At 64.4% G+C, this 18,041-nt stretch carries 16 protein-coding genes; 1 reads left to right on the top strand and 15 read right to left on the bottom strand.

The features are described from left to right. Nucleotides 1-31: 31 nt before the first annotated feature. From WN72_RS18860 to WN72_RS18815, 10 genes are all read right to left on the bottom strand, one after another. Nucleotides 32-793 (bottom strand): SDR family NAD(P)-dependent oxidoreductase, encoded by a 762-nt coding sequence (locus tag WN72_RS18860; RefSeq protein WP_092218648.1) that lies wholly within the window; start codon nucleotides 791-793, stop codon nucleotides 32-34. 21 nt (nucleotides 794-814) lie between these two features. Further along, on the bottom strand, nucleotides 815-2,554 hold the full coding sequence (locus WN72_RS18855) for a nitrilase-related carbon-nitrogen hydrolase (protein ID WP_092218651.1): 1,740 nt from the start codon (nucleotides 2,552-2,554) through the stop codon (nucleotides 815-817). Between the two features lie 11 nt (nucleotides 2,555-2,565). Continuing rightward, a complete protein-coding gene (locus WN72_RS18850; RefSeq protein WP_027557119.1) occupies nucleotides 2,566-3,555 on the bottom strand; it encodes an acetamidase/formamidase family protein in 990 nt (329 codons plus the stop codon). A 31-nt stretch (nucleotides 3,556-3,586) separates the two neighbouring features. Next, on the bottom strand, nucleotides 3,587-4,315 hold the full coding sequence (locus WN72_RS18845) for an ABC transporter ATP-binding protein (protein ID WP_035729925.1): 729 nt from the start codon (nucleotides 4,313-4,315) through the stop codon (nucleotides 3,587-3,589). After that, a complete protein-coding gene (locus WN72_RS18840) occupies nucleotides 4,308-5,024 on the bottom strand; it encodes an ABC transporter ATP-binding protein (protein WP_092218655.1) in 717 nt (238 codons plus the stop codon). Before WN72_RS18840 ends, WN72_RS18845 begins: the two co-directional genes overlap by 8 nt. After that, the gene (locus tag WN72_RS18835; RefSeq protein WP_027557116.1) at nucleotides 5,024-6,088 is read right to left on the bottom strand and encodes a branched-chain amino acid ABC transporter permease; all 1,065 of its coding nucleotides are present in this window, start codon (nucleotides 6,086-6,088) and stop codon (nucleotides 5,024-5,026) included. Before WN72_RS18835 ends, WN72_RS18840 begins: the two co-directional genes overlap by 1 nt. Nucleotides 6,089-6,103: 15 nt before the next feature. Continuing rightward, a complete protein-coding gene (locus tag WN72_RS18830; protein WP_027557115.1) occupies nucleotides 6,104-6,976 on the bottom strand; it encodes an ABC transporter permease subunit in 873 nt (290 codons plus the stop codon). An 85-nt stretch (nucleotides 6,977-7,061) separates the two neighbouring features. Then, on the bottom strand, nucleotides 7,062-8,309 hold the full coding sequence (locus tag WN72_RS18825; protein WP_027557114.1) for an urea ABC transporter substrate-binding protein: 1,248 nt from the start codon (nucleotides 8,307-8,309) through the stop codon (nucleotides 7,062-7,064). Between the two features lie 10 nt (nucleotides 8,310-8,319). Next, a complete protein-coding gene (locus tag WN72_RS18820) occupies nucleotides 8,320-8,985 on the bottom strand; it encodes an ANTAR domain-containing response regulator (RefSeq protein ID WP_092218658.1) in 666 nt (221 codons plus the stop codon). Continuing rightward, nucleotides 8,982-10,142, bottom strand: a complete 1,161-nt coding sequence (locus WN72_RS18815; protein ID WP_027557112.1) for a transporter substrate-binding domain-containing protein — start codon at nucleotides 10,140-10,142, stop codon at nucleotides 8,982-8,984. Before WN72_RS18815 ends, WN72_RS18820 begins: the two co-directional genes overlap by 4 nt. Before the next feature lie 491 nt (nucleotides 10,143-10,633). On the opposite strand from WN72_RS18815, the gene WN72_RS18810 reads away from it, so the two are divergent. Continuing rightward, entirely contained in the window at nucleotides 10,634-11,533 is a 900-nt protein-coding gene (locus WN72_RS18810) for a LysR substrate-binding domain-containing protein (protein ID WP_027557111.1), read from the top strand. Between the two features lie 163 nt (nucleotides 11,534-11,696). On the opposite strand, the gene WN72_RS18805 is transcribed toward WN72_RS18810, so the two are convergent. From WN72_RS18805 to WN72_RS18785, 5 genes are read right to left on the bottom strand one after another with little or no spacing between them, the layout of a single operon-like run. Then, complete coding sequence (locus tag WN72_RS18805; RefSeq protein WP_092218968.1) at nucleotides 11,697-13,187, bottom strand: amidase; 1,491 nt, start codon at nucleotides 13,185-13,187, stop codon at nucleotides 11,697-11,699. Nucleotides 13,188-13,203: 16 nt separating this feature from the next. Then, entirely contained in the window at nucleotides 13,204-14,001 is a 798-nt protein-coding gene (locus tag WN72_RS18800) for an FAD binding domain-containing protein (RefSeq protein WP_092218957.1), read from the bottom strand. 14 nt (nucleotides 14,002-14,015) lie between these two features. Further along, nucleotides 14,016-16,403: a xanthine dehydrogenase family protein molybdopterin-binding subunit gene (locus tag WN72_RS18795; protein ID WP_092218955.1), complete on the bottom strand. Its 2,388-nt coding sequence runs from the start codon at nucleotides 16,401-16,403 to the stop codon at nucleotides 14,016-14,018. Between the two features lie 2 nt (nucleotides 16,404-16,405). Further along, on the bottom strand, nucleotides 16,406-16,897 hold the full coding sequence (locus WN72_RS18790) for a (2Fe-2S)-binding protein (RefSeq protein ID WP_194483028.1): 492 nt from the start codon (nucleotides 16,895-16,897) through the stop codon (nucleotides 16,406-16,408). A 19-nt stretch (nucleotides 16,898-16,916) separates the two neighbouring features. Then, the gene (locus tag WN72_RS18785) at nucleotides 16,917-18,023 is read right to left on the bottom strand and encodes an ABC transporter ATP-binding protein (protein WP_092218953.1); all 1,107 of its coding nucleotides are present in this window, start codon (nucleotides 18,021-18,023) and stop codon (nucleotides 16,917-16,919) included. Nucleotides 18,024-18,041 lie beyond the last annotated feature (18 nt).

Here is an 18,041-nt window from a genome sequence, read left to right as displayed (position 1 = left end):
AAAAGTTCCACGTGCCCTGATTGCGCCCTCGCTAGAACTGGACGCCGCGCGTCAATGCACCATCGACAACGAGGTTCGTCCCGGTGATGAAGCTCGCCGCGCGGCTCGCGAGAAACACCACGGCGTTAGCCATTTCCTGCGGTGTCCCCATCCGTCCCGTCGGATTAAGCGCCAGCGCGGTCTTGTAGAGCTCTGGATTGTTGTCCTTGATCATGTTCCAAACCCCACCCTCGAAATAGGTGTTGCCCGGCGAGACCGAATTGGCGCGGATGCCCTTCCCCGCGAGCTGATTGGCGAGCCCTTGCGTGTAATGGATGATTGCCGCCTTGAAGGTGCCGTAGGGGCCGGCCGCGAAATCGACCTCGCGCCCGGAGACGCTTGATATCGTGACAATCGCGCCGGCCGTGCTCTTCTCCAGATACGGCATGGCCGCATTCACCAGCCGGACCGTGCCCATCATGTCGGTCGAAAATTCCTTCTGCCAGCTTTCGTCGTCCTGTCCGATCGCGAGCGCGCTGACATTGGCGACGACGACATCGATGCCGCCGAGCTTTGACGCCATATCGCCGACCCAGGTCTTTAGAACCGCCGCGTCGGCGACATCGACCGCACCGCCAAAGGCCGCCACGCCCTTGGCCTTGAGCGCGGCGACCGTGCTTTCGACCTCGGCCAGATTGCGCGAGCACACACCGACATCGGCGCCCTCGGCGGCAAATGTCTCGGCGATCGCGCGGCCGATTCCCTTGGTGCTTCCCGTGACGAGAACCTTGGCGCCCTTCAGTCCTAGATCCATGACCCGTCTCCTTTTCTTGATTCAGTAGTTGTGCGCAGCCACTTGGACCAATCCGCGATAACTGTGCGGCATGCGCATCGACACCAGATCCTTTCGACGCACGACATTGGTTGGATAGACGCTGTCGAGGTTGGTGGTGTCGACCAGCGCAGTGGCAAGCCCCGTGCCGTCGGCCGCGATCGTTTCCTGCCGCGGGAACGCGAAAGTGTCGGGGCCGAATACGCCGCTGAGCCCAGGATAGCCGCGTTCTGGATCGACGACATTAGCGAAGGCGAAGAACAAATTATTTTCGCCGGCGCGAACGCGGAAATGGTGCCAATGGTGCGAATCCGGGCCGGTTGGAATCGGCTTTCGCTGTTCGACCCCCGTGCCCGCATGCGACGAACTGAAGCGCCCCTTGATCGCGGCAGGACACGCGACGATATCGCAGCCGCGAAGCGCCAGCACCCGGCCCGCCTCGGGAAACGAGGCGTCGTGACCGATCAATAGCCCGATGCGACCGATTGGCGTGTCGACAACCGTCCAACCGTCACCGGCCGTCGCCCAGCTTCGCTCGTCGGCGGTGAGATGCGTCTTGCGATAGACCGAGATGTCCCCATCCGGCGTAACGAGGCAAGCGCTGTTGTAGACTAGATCGCCGTCGCGCTCGGCGAGGCCATAGACAAGATAGAGGTCGAGCTCCTCTGCAAGCCTGCCAAGGCTGTCGGCCGCCGGTCCTGAAATCGGTTGCGCCCCTCGTGCGGGATCGGCAAGGCCCGTCAGGGCGAGCTCCGGGAAGACGACGAGCTCCGCGCCTTCTGCCCTGGCCTTGCGGGCGAGCACCGAGATTTTCTCGTGATTCTGGCTGATGTCGTGGCCTGGCGTAAATTGCGCGACGCTGACCCGCGACGTCTTGCCGGTCGGCCAGGGGTCGTGGCCATAGAGACCGAAGAAGTCGCGCGGATTCCAGCTGAACGTATCGGTTAGCAGCTCCGGATAGAGCTCGGGCCGCCGCTGCGCGAAGACGGCCTCCCCAAGCACGCGGCGCGCGCGTGCGGCGTCGAGATCGATCTCCGACAGCAGCACCCCATCGCCCTTGTCGAGCACCGCCGTCACCTGCCCGTCCGGTGCGATCACGCAGCTGCCGCCACTGAACTGCACCGTGCGTTCAAGCCCCCATCGATTGCTCTCGATGACGTAGCAGCCGTTCTCGAAGGCGCGGCTGATCCAGTAAGGCGCCGGCGTGCGCTCCGCCAGCCAATTCGAGATGTGGCAGATAACATCCGCACCGCCGAGCGCCATCAGTCGCGCGGTCTCGACGAAATGAATGTCCATGCAGATCAGGAGCGCGATCCGCCCGATCGGCGTCTCGAACACCTGATTGTGCAGGTCGCCAGCCGCAGCCCATTTCGGCTCGGAGATATAGGGGTGCGTCTTGCGGTGGCGGCCGACGATTCCATCAGGCCCGATCAGGACGGCCGTGTTGAAGTAGATGTTGTCCTCGTCGACCTCGGGCATGCCGACCACGATGTAGCAGTCATGTTTGCGCGCCAGCGCCGCAAAGCGGCTCGTGGTCGGCCCCGGAATGGCCTCGACGAACGGCGCGACCTCGGCCCGGTCGAACCAGCAATAGCCGGTCGTTCCCATCTCCGGCGTGACGATCAGCTTTGCACCGGCGATCGCCGCCTGCTCACAGAGCTCGAGCAGGCGAGCGACATTGCGCGCCTTCTCGAACATGGTCGGCTCAAACTGGACCGCCGCGACCTTGTGAATGGTGGACATTCCGGCCAGCCTCAAGCGAGATAGGACTTCTTGATGGAGGCTCCCAATGTGTATTTGGGATCGACCATGTTGCCGAGCCTGATACGGCCGGCCTGGGTCAGCAGCATGTAGGCGTCGATCTCGTCGAAACCATAGTCAGCCGCCATCCAGCGGCAGAGCTCGCGATAGGCGATGCGGGCTGCATCTTCCATCGGGCGCGCCGAGCCGATCGTCATGATGAAGTCCCTGGTCTCGAGCCGCGGCCAGGCGATGGTCCAGCCCTTGATCAGATCGACCTGCACCGTCGTCACCGTCGGATGCTCGATGGCGACGCCGCAGAGCTCGCCGTCACCCTGCGCTGCATGGCAATCGCCGAGATAGAGCAAGGCACCCTTGGTGTTGACAGGAAGATAGATGATCGCGCCGACGCCGACGTCGGGCAGATCCATGTTGCCGCCGTAATAATCCGGGACCAGCGAGGATATCGCCTCGATCTCCGGCGAGGTGCCGATGGTGCCGATGAATGGCTCATATGGCAGCGTGATCTTGTCGTTCCATTTGGTTCCGGTCTTGGCGTCGATCTCGAGCTTCTTGACCCGTTCCGGCAGCGCCGGGTTGAGCAGCGCGGTCTGCCCGGTCGAGACCAGGCCGCCGAAATCAGGCATCACCACGGTCGTGCCGCAGGGCTGCGGCCCGCGCGGCACGATGCTCTCGATATAGACCGCGAGCGTGTCGCCCTTCTCGGCGCCGTTGACGTGGATCGGCCCGTTCTGCGGATTGAGGAACGGAAAGTTGAGAATCTTCGACGGGCTGTCGGTCTCCTTCTTGATGGCGCCCTCGAACGCGTCGTGGGTTTCGGCAGCCACCACCGCACCGGGATCGACGGTCAGCACTGGATTCACGTAAGGGCCATAGACATAGTGGTACTTGCCCTGCTCGTGCTCCGTGATGCTGTATCGGGTTCCTCGCTCACCCTTGGCGATGCCCTTGCGGGCCATGATGGAGTCTTTCTGCCAGGACATTTGCTTTTCTCCTTCTGTCGTTGGCTAGTCTTCAAACCGCAAGATGACGGCGCATCTCGGCCGCATCGTCGAGCGCCGCGCGATCGAGGTTCGCGACGATGCGTCCCTTGTCCATGACATAGCAACGCTGCGCCATGGCGCGGATCATGTCGAGGTTCTGTTCGACCAGGATGATGGTCACCCCGGTCCTATGGTTGAGCTCGACCATGTTGCGCGCGATGTCCTGGACGATGTTGGGCTGGATGCCCTCCGAGGGCTCGTCGAGCAGGATCAGATTGGGATCCGCAATCAGGACGCGCCCGATCGCGAGTTGTTGCTGCTGGCCACCGGACATGGTGCCGGCACGCTGGTTCCAGCGCTCGGCCAGGATCGGAAAGGCGTCAACGATCTTGCGCCGCCCCGCTTCGGGAATACCGCCGCCCTTGATCGCTGCGCCGACAGCGACGTTCTCGCCGACGGTCAGCCGCGGAAACACGTCGCGCCCCTGTGGCACATACCCCATGCCGAGGCGCGCCCGTTTGTGCGCGGGGAGAGATTCCACCGCCTCACCTCGATAGACGATCGAGCCGCTCATCGCCGGCACGAGCCCGATCAGGCTCTTCATCAGCGTGGACTTGCCGACACCGTTGCGTCCGATGACGGCGACGATCTCCCCTTCCCGCACCTCGATTTCGAGGCCTTGGAGCACCGGCTTGCCACCATAGCCGGCACGCAGACCCAGCGTTGCGAGGATCACTTCCTTGCGCGGCACATCAAGCATGGGCCTGCCCCAGATAGATCGCCGCCACGCGTTCGTCAGCCACGATCTCGTCGATCGAGCCTTGCGCGAAGACCTGGCCGAGATGCAGCACGGTGACGCGGTGCGCGACCTGCCGGACGAAGGCCATGTCGTGCTCGATGGCCAGCACCGTCATGCCGTCGGCATTGAGCCGCTGCACCATCTCACCGGTCGTGTGGGTTTCCTCGGGCGACATGCCGGCGGTCGGCTCGTCCAGCAGCAGAAGGCGCGGCTTCAGGCTGACGGCCATGCCGATCTCGAGCCATTGCTTCTGGCCGTGGCTGAGATTGCCGGCGATCTGCGCCTGCTCCGATTCCAGCCCGAGGAAGCTCAGCAGCCGGCCGATCTCGGATTCGAGCTCCGCCCCGCGATGCCGGCTCTGCAGGGCGATCTCGAGATTCTGGCGGACCGACAGGCCCTTGAACACGCCAGGCACCTGGAACTTGACCGAGAGGCCGCGGCGAATCCGGGCAAAGGATTTCAGCGCCGTGATGTTCTCTCCGGCGAAGAGAATGTCACCGCTGCCAGGATGATGCTCGCCCAAGATCAGGCGGAACAGCGTGCTCTTGCCGGCGCCGTTCGGGCCGATCAGGCAATGGATCTCGCCGGCTTGCAGCGTGAGATCGACGGAGTTGGTGACGTGCAGGCCACCGAAATGCTTGTTCAGCTTGCGCAGCTCGAGCAGCGACATCAGCCGGCCCTCTGCGTGAAACGGGCGGCGATGCGGCCGAGCAAGTTCATCACGCCGAGCACGAGACCGTTCGGGGCGATCAGGACCGTGAGCACCAACAGCACGCCCATGAAGACCAGCGCGTACTGGCTGCCGTAGATCGTGAGCGCCTGGAACGCGGCGAGCACCACCAGCGTGCCGATCACGGTCGACGTCAGATCGCTGCGACCGCCGACTGCGACCCATATCAGCGGCAGCGCCGCAGCCGTCATGCCCATGCTCGACGGCGTGATGTACTGTCCCCACACCGTGTAGAGCACGCCGGACAGGCCCGCGAGCGCGGCACCGATGACGAAGGTGATGAGCTGGTACTTGCGGATGTCGTAGCCCAGCATCTCCGCCCTCTCAGGATTCTCGCGGATGGCCACGATGACATTGCCGAACGACGAGTTCATCAGGACGCGCAAGGCGAGATAGACGAAGACAAGAAGGCAGAGCACGAGGTAATAGAGCCCGATATCGGCGAACAGCACGATGGGCTCGCCGGGCCACGGGATGGTCAGCGGCGGCATCGCGCTCATGCCGTTGAAGCCGTTCAGCCTTGCGCTGCCGATGTGCCATTCGGGTCCTGCGGTCTGCGCCATGAAGCGTTCCAGCATCAGCGTCACGGCCAGCGTGACGATGCCGAGGAAGACGCCGGCGATGCGGCCGAAGAACATGAAATAGCCGAGCAGAACCGCGAACAGCGCGGCGATCGCCACCGCAATCACCAGCGCCAGCAACGTGAAGCCGTAGGCCGAGCCGAAATTGATGGTGAGGACGCCGTAGCCGTAGCCCGCGATGCCGAAGAACGCGGTCTGGCCGAACGACAGCGAGCCGCCATAGCCCCAGATCACGCAGAGGCTGAGCGCGATGAAGACCCATACGAAGAAGTAGACGGTGTTGCCGACCGTGTAGCCGTCGCTGAACAGCGGATAGGCCAGCGCGACCGCGAGCACGAGGGCAAACAGGCCCCAGAAGCCGGGACCGCGACCGACGGTCTGCGGGCCTTCGAGACGGCGGAACAACGAGAGGAAACCAGTCACGACGCCATCACTCCGTCAGGTGCGCTCACGCAGCACGAAGCCGGAGATGCCTTTCGGCAGGACCCGGACCACGATGATGACGGCAACCAGCAGGCCGATCTGGCCGAACAGCTGTCCCTGCCAGGACGTCATCACCGATTTCACCACCGCCAGAACGGTGCCCGCCGGCGCGGTGCCGAGAAAAACATCGGCGCCGCCGATCACCACTGTGACGAAGGCCTCCATGATGAAGGTCGCCCCCATCGTCGGTACCAACGTCATGGTCGGCGCGTAGAGCCCGCCGGCGAGGCCAGCGAGCCCCGCGCCGCAGGCGAAGGTGAGGCTGTAGATCAGGCGCGTATCGACGCCGAGCGCGGCCGCCATATGCGGCACCTGGATGGTGGCGCGCGCCAGCACGCCGAAGCGCGTCCAGTTGAACAGCGCGTAGAGCGCGGCGAGCACGCCGAGCGCGGCACAGAACAGCACGATACGATAGATCGAGTAGGAGTAGTCGCCGACCTGGAAGCTGCCAAACGGCGTGCCGACGCCGGCCATGGTCGAGCCGACCATGATCAGGGTGCCCTGCGTCGCGATCAGGCTGAGCCCCCAGGTGGCCACGATGGTGTCGAGCGGCCTGTCGTAGAGATGGCGGATCACCGCGAGCTCCACCAGGACGCCAACCAGCGCGGACACGATTGTGCCCGCCAGAATGCCCAGCGGCAATGGCAGGCCGGCATGAACCGTCGCGGCCGTCACATAGGCACCGCACATGATGAACTCGCCATGGGCGAGATTGATCACGCCCATCATGCCGAAGATCACGGCGAGGCCGCAGGCCGAGAGCACCAGGAACGCAAAGGCGTCGCCGAATTGGTAGAGCGCCGAGAAGACGTGGGTCGCGATGTCCATGAACCAACCGATATGTGGGAAGACGCAGCGAGATGTTCTTGACCGCCCCGGCCCGCCGCGAGGGCCGGGGCGATCAGCCGCCGGATCAGGGCTTCGGCGGAGGATTCGACGGCGTGTACTGCGCCATCGGATCTTTCTTGGTGAGATCGCAGCCGGCTTCACCCAGCCAGTACGGCTTGATGTCCTCCCAGACCTTCGGGAAGGAGATCGAATGATCGGCGCCGACCTTGGCGAGATAGATCGTGTGCGACATGTGCTGGCTCTTCGGGTCGATGCAGACTTTGCCTTCCGGCGCGTCCATGCAGACATCGCCCAGCGCGATCACCTTTCGGATGTCCTCGCGCTTGGTCGACTTCGCCCGCTCGACCATCTGCTTGTAGAGATAGACGGCGAGATAGGAGTTCTCCGCCTCCTGGTTCACATAGGGCTCGCTCGGGAATTTCGCTTTGAACTTGGCGTAGAACTCCTTGCTCTTCGGCGAGTCGATTTCCTCGATGTAGTTGGTGGTGACGTACATGTCCTTCAGGCTCGGCGGCTTGAAGCGCTTGTGCTCGTAGCCCTGGCCGACATTGACCGAGGACGCCATCGGCAAGTTGACGTTGGCGGAGGCCGCCTGCTCGTAGTAGGAGGCCTGTGCGGTGCCGACCAGCAGCGTGACGACGAAGTCCGGCTTTGCCTTCTGGATGTTCTGGATGCTCTGGGAGAATTGCGATACGCCGAGCGGGATGAACTCTTCGCCGGCCATCTTGCCGCCGTTCTCCTTGACGATCTTGCGCACCCATTCCGCCGAGATCTGGCCGAAATTGTAATCGGCCGCGAGCGTGTAGACGTTCTTGCCGTACTTCTCCATCATGTAGGGAATGAGCGTCGAGAACTGCTGCTCCGGCACGGCACCGGTGACGATCATGTGGCCGTCGCAGACGCCACCTTCGTACTGGTTGTTGTAGAAGGCGAAGCCGTTGAACTGGTCGACGATCGGGCGGTACGCCTCGCGCGAGGCCGAGGAGAAGCCCGCGAACACGACGTCGACCTTGTCGCGCTGAAGCACGCGCCGCATGAATTCCTGGTAGCGGGTGTTGTCGGACTGAGTGTCGTAAGCGACCAGCTCCAGCGGCCGGCCCATGATGCCGCCGGCTTTGTTGATCTCGTCGGCGGCGAGTTGGATGGCGTGAACCTTGCCGATCGTGGCCGCGGCGAAATCGCCGGACTGATCCTCCAGCACGCCAAGCTTGATCGGGTTTTCCGCCGCGAGCGCCGATTGTAGGGGTGATCCGAGGACAAGCGTCCCCGTGAGGGCTGCGGCGCGCAGCCCCCGCAATACAGACTTGCTCATTTTGCTTCTCCTAGATGGCCTGCTTCTTACCGCCTTGCAGCGTGATGCCGGTCGTGCGGCTGGACGTATCGGGCGGCTTCGCCCGCTTGCTCAGAAACTCCTCGCAATAGAGTTCCATGTTCTGCCGCGCGCGCATGCTGTCGCGACGGAGCTGGGAATAGGCACCTTCCTCGTCGAGGCCGCCCTGCTGCATCAGCAGGATGACCGCCCGGATCACCGCGCGGCGGCCGCGACGGCGCTCCTCGAGGACCTGCAGACGCTCATACATTTCGGAGCGCAACAGGAACTGGTTGATGCCCATGAACAGGGAGGTATAGACCGCACCGCCATGCACCGGCTTGCGCAGGAACGAGGTGGCGCCGAGATTGACCAGCGCCTTCAGCCGGCTCGGAGCCTCGACGCCGACGAGACCGATCACCGGCACCGGCGGCAACCGCGAGGCCGGGCTGACTTCGATTGCCACCGCGCCTTCGAGATCACCGTCGACGAACAGGATGTCGCGATCGGCCTGGAGGCCAACGACATCGATCTGGGCACGGCCGTCGATGATCTCCGGATATTCAGTGGAGACGCCGAGCTTGGCCAGCGTCGTTTCGAGCGTGCTCTCCCATCCCCCTCGCCGGGTGACTACGATGGCACGGCCGCCCTTGAAGTTCTGTAACAGTCGGGAGCTCATGATTGCACCACCTTCAACAGCGGAGAGCGCATCGCACTTGCAAAGCGCGGCGACGACTGGACGAGATAGGGATCTGGCGCGATCGGCTCGCGCGATTCCAGCAGCACTTCGAACTGCCCGTTGGCCGCCGAGCGGCCGATCCGCGGCGTGAGCCAGGCGTGAAAGGTCTGCCGGTCGATACGAACCTCTCCTTGCGGTGCGCGCAGTCGCTGGTCGGCGACCGCGGCCCGCACCGTGCGGGCGTCGTCGGTGCCGGCCTGCGACAAGGCCGCCGCGAGCAGCTTGACGGCGATATAGGAGGCTTCGGCGTCTGCCGACGACACCGGCCCCTCCGGAAACGATCGCGTATAGGCGGCGATGAAGGCGGCATTTTCGGGGGAGTTCAACGAGGAGAAATAGACGCTCGATGATAAATGCCCATCGACCGCATCGAGGCCGATCTCGGGCAGCTCCGGCTCCGACAACGTGCAGCTGGCAACGGGGATTTCCGCTGCCTGATCGATGCCACGCGCGCGGCAGGCGGCGCGGAACGCGCGGAAGAACGCGTAGGCGCTGGTGCCGATCAGGTTGTTGAAGACGAAGTCGGGCCGCTGGTCGATGATCGCCGCGATCACCTGGTCGACTTCAGTATCGCCGACCGAGAGATAGCGCTCGGCCAGCACGGTGCCACCACGCGCGGCAAGCGCCTCGCGGAAGATGCGATTGTTCTCCCACGCCCAGATGTAGTTGGAGCCGACGCAGAAGGCGCGCTTGCCGACGCGCGTAGCGAGATAGTCGACCAGCGGAAGGACGTGCTGATTTGGCGCGGCCCCCGTATAGACGACGTTGTCGGAGCTCTCGAAACCCTCGTAGTGCGAGGGATACCAGAGCATGCCGTCGAACTTCTCGAAGCAGGGAATGACCTCCTTCCGGCTTGAGGAGGTGTAGCAGCCGACGACGTGACGGATCCCGGAGTTGAGCAGGTCCCGGCTAAGCGAGCGGTACTGGGCGAGATCGCCGGTTGGATCGACCACGACCGGCTCCAGCGCGATCGTGTCGGAGCCCGCGTTCATCTCGCTGAACGCGAGCAGCGCTCCGTTGAGCATCGAACGCGCGACGACGCTGTACGATCCCGTGGTCGAGAACATCACACCGATACGATATCGCGTCCGCGCCATCACTCGATCCAAAACAAAAAAGCACCCGCCGGCCGTTAAGCCGAGGGCGCCCTCGCCGCCAACCGAACACGCGAGGTGCGCGTGGTGTTGGAAATGATTTGAACTCGTCGCGTTGACGGGCTGAGTTGCCCAACGCTTGGTTGATACGGTCGTTGAGATCGAAACCGAAGTCAAGCGCGTTATTGCAGCGCAGGCTGCTGGAATTCATATCGCCATGCAGCAAATCTGTGCAGTGCTGCTGAGCCCGATCCGATCAGGCTCGACTTGCCGCAAGCCGAGAATGTGGCTGTGTCCTCGTCCTGCAGGCCGACGACATCCGCGGTCAGCGCATCGCGTTCTCGCCGCGTCTTGGTTTCGATGTCGCGATTGATGATGTCATCGCGAATGGGCTAGCCTTCTTGATTGAAGCCGGTCCGGGTCCGCCACCACAACCGCGGCGCCGCGTGCGCTAGCATGGATTTTGCATAAATTCTGGGCGATATGGACGCCGCATGAACCTCATCAGTCTCGACATCCGCATGCTCCGGTCGCTGATCTCGGTGGTCGAGACCGGCAGCATCACCGAGACAGCGCGAAGGCTGGGCCGCACCCAGCCGGCGATTACCCTGCAATTGCAGCGGCTGGAGGAACTCACCGGCAAGCAATTGTTCGAGCATGGCGGCCGCAGGCTGACGCTGACCGAGGACGGCACCACCGTCCTCACCTACGCCAAATCGATCCTGAGGTTGCATGACGAGCTGATTTCGCAGCTTGCGTCACAGGAGATCGAGGGCCAGGTCGTGCTCGGCACGCCCGACCTCTATGCCGCCTTCATGCTCCCCTCGATCCTCAGCGTATTCCGAAAGTCCTTCCCCCGCGTACAGGTCGAGCTCAACTGCGCGCTGTCGACGCCGCTGGTCGGCCTCGTCAAGCGCGGCGATGTCGACATCGCGCTCGTCACGCGCATGAACGATTTCACCGGCGGCCAGGTGGTGCGGCGCGAACAACTGGTCTGGATGACCGGAGAGCAATCCGCCGCGCATCAGGAACGTCCGATCCCGCTCGCGCTATTGCCGCCGGGCAACATCTATCGCGACTACGCCATCGACACGCTCGAGCGCGCGAATCTGCGCTGGCGCATCGCCTGCGTCAGCGAAAGCGTCGGCGGACTGCAGGCTGCGGCCTTTGCCGGCATGGCCGTCACGGTGCTCGGCCGCAGCGCATTGGTGCCGGCGATGCGCGAGATCGGGCCGAACGAGGGTCTGCCGCCGCTGCCGAAGATCGAGCTGCTGCTGTACAAGTCCAGCGGCGCCACCTCGAAGGCGGCCACCGCGCTGCACGACTATCTCGCGCACTATCTTCGCCTCGATGAAGAGCTGAGCGGCCGCGGCGCGCCGATCGAGCTCGGCTAGGCGCGCAAGAACTCGAAAACAACCCCATGCACAGTAGAACTGCCTTGTTCACAAAGGGCTTTCCGCGCCATGTCTCGGAAAGCCGGCGGCGCCACTTTTCGGATCGTGCTTTGGCGATTTGACACGTCGGGCAAAACACTGGCACACTTGCATTGTGGCCGTTTCACCCCTTGGCGCGCCCTCCACCCCCATCACGTAACGCGAGCTGCGGCCAGAACTTCGCCCAGGGCTGCGCCTGTTCGAACGCGGCGGCGATGCGGAAGATCGTGGGTTCGTCGAGCCAGGGCGCGATGATCTGAAGCCCGATCGGCATGCCATCGCGATCGAAGCCGCAGGGCAGCGTCGCGGCCGGCAGACCCGCGAGGTTGATCGGCCAGGTGAAGGGCGACCAGCCGAGATGCGGATCGACCTCGCGGCCGTCGATCTTATCGACACCGATCTGGCCAGCCTCGAATGCGGTCACCGCGACCGTCGGCGTCACCAGCGCATCGACGCGCTCGAACAGTTTGACGAAAGCACTGCGGGCCTGGCCGCGCCGGTAGCTCGCTTCGACATAATCCGTGCCGCTGTAATGCCGGCCGGCGCTGACGACATCGCGATAATCAGCCTCAGAACTGGCGAGATCGGCCGTCGTCTTGGTCGTGACGGCGGCAGCCTGTTCGGTGAACGCGATCGGCTTCAGTGTATGTTCCAAAATACCGGGATCGAGGCCTGGACCATCCATTGTGACCTGCGCGCCGCAGGAATCGAGAATGGCGAGCGCCTTGCCAAACGCCGCGCAGACGTCAGGGCTGACGGCGGCGTAGCCGAGATCGGCGCTGGCGCCGATACGAATGCCATTCAGGCGTCCTGCATTCGTATCGAAGCGGCGCGTGGACACCGGAAGGCTTGCGGCATCGCGCAGATCGTAGCCCGCGATGATTTCCAGCGTCAGCGCGGCGTCCGCGACCGTCCGCGTGATCGGTCCGGTGTGCGCGAGCGAGGCCCAGGACGGCGGCGAGAAACCGGGCGAGCGCGGCACGAGGCCGAAAGTCGGTTTCAAGCCGAACACGCCGCAGAAGGAGGACGGCACGCGGATCGAGCCGACGCCATCGGTGCCGATCGCGATCGGACCGCAACCGGCGGCCACACCCGCCGCCGCGCCGCCGCTCGACCCGCCGCTGGTGCGGCCGGGATTCCAGGGATTGCGCGTGATGCCGGTAACCGGGCTATCTGCCGTCAGCTTGTAGCCGGACTCGCAGGTCGTCGTCTTGCAGGTGATGATCGCACCAGCCGCTTTCAGCGCTGACACCACGGCAGCATCGGCTTCGGGCACAAAGCTCTTGTTCATCGGCGAGCCGGCATAGGCCGGCACTCCCGCAACGAAGACGAGATCCTTGATCGTGACGGGTACGCCAGCGAGCGGCCCCTTGGCCTCGCCTGCCCGCATCTCTTTGGTGACACGGTCGGCATCCGCCCTCGCCTGCTCGTACATCGGCGTCACCACCGCATTGCAGGCTTCGTTCGTCGCCTGAAGTGCGGCGATGGTATCGTCGACGACGTCGCGCGGAGTGAACGCCCTGCGCCGGTAGCCAGCCATGATCTCGGTTGCAGAAAGAGCGCCAAGGCCAGTCGGCGCCGGCGGGAAGGCCGTTCGGCCGGAACCATCAGTCATCATCAACCCTAAGGAGCTAGCTGAGCGCCGCGTCGACGGCGCGCTTGGCCATGACCGTGACGAGATGCGCACGGTAGTCGGCTTCGGCATGGATGTCGGAAGTGAGGCCGTCTGTGTCGATCCTGATCGCCGCGATCGCGGATGGATCGAAACTGCCGGACAGCGCCGCCTCCATCGGCGGCACGCGGAACACGCCCGGCCCCGCGCCGGTGACGGCGAGGCGGACCCCGTCGGCGAATTTGGCCACGAACACACCAACCAGCGCGTAGCGCGAGGCCGGCGCTTTGAACTTCGCATAGCCTGCCTTGAGCGGCACCGGAAAGCGGATCCCGGTGATGATCTCGCCCGGCTCAAGCGCGGTCTCGAACAGACCGAGGAAGTAGTTGTCGGCAGCGATCTCGCGCGTGCTGGTGATGATGGTGGCACCGAGGCCAAGCACGCCTGCGGGATAATCAGCGGCCGGATCGTTGTTTGCGACGGAGCCGCCAATCGTGCCGCGGCTGCGCACGGCGGGGTCGCCGATCATGGACGCAAGTGCCGCGAGCCCGGGAATTTTCGTTTGCACCAGTTTCGAGGCCGCCACCACCGCATGCGGCGTCATCGCGCCGATGGTGATCGTGGCACCGTCGTCGGTGATGCCCATGAGGCTTCCGAGCTTCGACAGATCGATTAGCGCGACCGGGCTCGCCAGCCGCTGCTTCAATGTCGGGATCAGCGTCATGCCACCGGCCACGAGCTTGCTGTCCTCGATCGAGGTCAACAACTTGGCCGCATCGGGGATCTGGCCGGGTTGGTGGTATCCAAATGGTTTCATCGTTGTTGTCCTCCCTATTCCGCGGCCACCGGCAGCGATGCGTTTTGCAGCAACCGCCAGATCCGGTTCGGTGTCGCCGGCATGTCGACATGGGTGACGCCGAGATGCGACAGCGCATCCACCACGGCGTTGATGACGGCGGCGGGCGAACCGATGGTGCCGACCTCGCCGCAGCCTTTCACGCCCATCGGTGTGTGTGTGCAGAGCGTGGAGTGGGTCGCCACCTTCATCATCGGCAGATGATCGGCGCGCGGCATGCAGTAATCCATCAGTGAGCCTGAAAGGAGCTGGCCCGAGCCTTCGTCATAGACCGCGTTCTCGAACAGCGCCTGGCCGACGCCCTGCACGATGCCGCCGTGCAGCTGGCCCTCGACGATCATCGGGTTGATGACCGTCCCGACATCGTCGACCGCCGTGTAGTTGACGAGCGCCACCGTACCGGTCTCCGGATCGACCTCGACCTCGGCGATGTGGCAGCCGCCGGGATAAGTGAAGTTGACGGGATCGTAATAGGCCTGCTCCTCGAGCCCCGGCTCCAGCACCTCGAGCGGATAGTCGTGCGGCACATAGGCGGCGCCCGCGATCTCCTCGAACGTCTTGATGCGGTCCGTGCCGGCGACGGAAAATTTTCCGGCCTCGAACTGGATGTCGGCCTCGGACGCTTCGAGCAGATGCGCGGCGATCTTCTTGCCCTTGACGATCACCTTGTCGGTCGCCTTCGACAGCGCGGCGCCCCCAACGACCAGCGAGCGCGAGCCGTAGGTGCCCATGCCGAACTGCACACGGTCGGTGTCGCCGAACACGATGTCGACATTCTCAAACGCGACGCCGAGCTTGTCTGAGACGATTTGCGCGAAGGTCGTCTCGTGGCCTTGGCCATGATTGTGCGTGCCGATCATGACCGTCACCTGGCCGGTTGGATGCACCCGCACCGTGGCGCTTTCATAGAGACCACCGCGCGCGCCAAGCCGCCCTGCAAAGCGCGACGGCGCGAGGCCGCAGGCTTCGACATAAGTGGAGTAACCCAGCCCGCGGAATTTGCCCTTGCTGGCGGAGGCCGCCTTGCGTACGCCAAAATTCTTGACGTCGGCGGCGACCAATGCGCCGTCGAGGCAGCCCATGGGATCGCCGGAATCATACTGCACCAGCACCGGCGTCTGGTACGGATAGGCTTCCTTCGGGATCATGTTGCGGCGGCGGATCTCGACGCGATCGATCCCCATCTCGGCGGCTGCGACGTCGACCATACGCTCCAGCACGAAGGTCGCCTCGGGCCGGCCCGCGCCGCGATAAGCGTCGACAGGCACGGTGTTGGTGAAGACCACCTTCACATTGCAGTAAATCGCAGGCGTGGTGTAGACACCGCCCAGCAGCGGACCATAGAGGTTGGTCGGAATATTGGGACCGAACGTCGATAGATAGCCGCCCATATTGGCCAGCGTCTTGACCCGGAACGCGAGGAATTTTCCAGTCTCGTCGAGCGCAAGCTCGGCCTCGGTGACGTGATCGCGGCCGTGGCGATCGGAGACGTAGCCTTCGGAACGGCTCGCGACCCATTTCACCGGCCGCATCACCCGTTTGGCCGCCCAGGTGATCACGGCTTCCTCGCCGTAGTGGAACTGCTTGACGCCGAAGCCGCCGCCGACATCGGGCGCGACCACGCGCAGCTTGTGCTGCGGGATGTTCAGCACCAGCGCGCCCATCAGGAAGCGCACGACGTGCGGGAACTGGCTGGTGGTCCACAGCGTGTAGCGGTCGGTACCGGGCTCGTATTCGGCGATCGCCGCGCGCGGCTCCATCGGATTGCCGATGAGGCGGTTGTTGACGAGGCTGAGCTTTGCGACATGCGCCGCCTTCCTGAAGGCGGATTCGACCGCAGCCTTGTCGCCGAGCTCCCAGTCGCAGCAGATGTTGTTCGGCACATCGTCAAACAACTGCGGCGCATCTGGTCGGATCGCCTCGAGCACACCGACCACCGAGGGCAGCACCTCGTAGTCGATCTTCAGGAGCTCGGCACCCGCATTGGCCTGCTCCGGCGTTTCTGCGATCACGAACGCCACCATGTCCCCGACGAAGCGCACCCTGTCCTGCGCCAGCATCGGGAACGGCGGCTCCTTCATCGGCACGCCCTTGGCGTCGGCGATGCCCCAGCCACAGGGCAGCGAGCCCAGTCCGTCGTCGGAAACATCGTCGCCGGTCAGCACCGCGATGACGCCGGGCGAGGCCAGCGCCGCGCTCTTGTCGATGCCGCGCAGCACCGCATGGCCATGGGGCGAGCGCACGAACACGCCTGATGTCATGCCCGGGCGCTTGATGTCGGAGACGTAATTGCCGCGGCCGGTGAGGAAGCGCTGGTCCTCTTTCCGCTTCGGTGCGGCGCCGATGCCGATCACATTGCCCATAATCACTCTCCCTTGGCGGCATTCATGGCGGCGGCGCCGGCCATGACCGAGACGACGATGTTCTGATAGCCGGTACAGCGGCAGATGTTGCCTTCAAGGCCGTGACGGACGTCGGCTTCCGTCAGGTCCGGTTTCTCGGTGGCAAGTGCGACCGCGGTCATCAGCATGCCGGGCGTGCAGAAGCCGCATTGCAGGCCGTGATGCTCGCGAAACGCTTCCTGCATCGGATGCATCCTGTTCGAGCCCGGCGCGCCCTTCAGGCCCTCGATGGTCAGCAGCGTCGCGCCGTCAAGCGCGGGCGCCAGCAGCGTGCAGCTTTTCACGGGCAGTCCGTCGAGATGCACCACGCAGGCGCCGCACTGGCTGGTGTCGCAGCCGATATGGGTGCCGGTGAGATTGAGCTGCTCGCGCAGCAGCTCGGCGACGAGCGTCGCCGGTTCGAGGTCCACGGTGGTTGGCCGGCCGTTGAGTGTAAAGGATATCTGCACGGTCATACTCCTGCGCGACGGGTCTCTAGGCGAGTGGCAACGCGCTGCCGGTGGCCCACGTGGCCATCACGACATCGCCGACGGTGAAAGGATCTGCGAAGAAGGTCTTTTCCGGCACATAGGCGACGAAATCGTCGTCCGGCACCGTGTCGAGCATGACCTTCACGAAATAGCCCTGGTATTCGATCGCGAGCACGCGGCTCGGCAGCGACGCGGTGCAGCCAGGCGGCAGCTCCCTGCCCGGCCGGACCAGCGCGACGTCATCGCGACGCACAGCAATATCGACCTTGTCGCCGACGCTGACGGTCGGGCGAGCCAGAAGCGGCACCTCGATGCCGGAGGGAGCAGCCTGCGCCAGCGTGAAGCTCGCACCGTTGACCTTCTCGACCCGACCCGACAGCACGTTCTGCCCGCCCATGAACTCGGCGACGTAGCGGTCGTGTGGATGGGCATAGACCTCGCGCGCCGGTCCTGCCTGCTTGATCCTGCCCTGCTCCATGACCACGACGAGGTCGGCCAGCGCTATCGCCTCGAGCTGGGTGTGAGTGACGTGGATGAAGGTGATGCCGAGCTCCTGCTGCATCCGTCGCAACTCCTGGCGCATCTGGACCCGGAGCTGCTCATCGAGCGCCGACAGCGGCTCGTCGAGCAGCAGCACGCGCGGCTCGGTAATCGCCGCACGCGCCAGCGCCACCCGCTGTTGCTGGCCGCCCGAGAGCTGGGCCGGCAGGCGGTCGGCGAATTGCGTCAGCCGCACCTTCTCGATCATGGCGTCTGCGGCGCGCAGGCGATCGGCCTTGGACTGACCCCGCACCCGCAGGGCGAAGGCAATGTTCTCGCGGACCGTCAGATGCGGGAACAGCGCGTAGGACTGGAACATCATCGCAGTGCGCCGCTGCACCGGCGCAAGGCCCACCACGTTCTGGCCGCCGATCACGATCTCGCCTGCGGTCGGATCCTCGTGACCCGCGATCATGCGCAAGATCGTGGTCTTGCCGCAGCCGGAGGGGCCAATGAAGCAGCAATAAGCGCCGTCGGCGATCTTGAGGTTGACGCCGTCGACGACGTTGGTCACGCCGTCAAAGCTCTTGCAGACGCCTGCCAGTTCGATATCGCCGCGATCGCTCTTCATTCCTGACTCAACCCCTGC

This window comes from Bradyrhizobium arachidis (genome assembly GCF_015291705.1).
Taxonomy (GTDB): Bacteria; Pseudomonadota; Alphaproteobacteria; order Rhizobiales; family Xanthobacteraceae; genus Bradyrhizobium; species Bradyrhizobium arachidis.
This window is presented reverse-complemented; position numbering and strand designations above follow the sequence as displayed.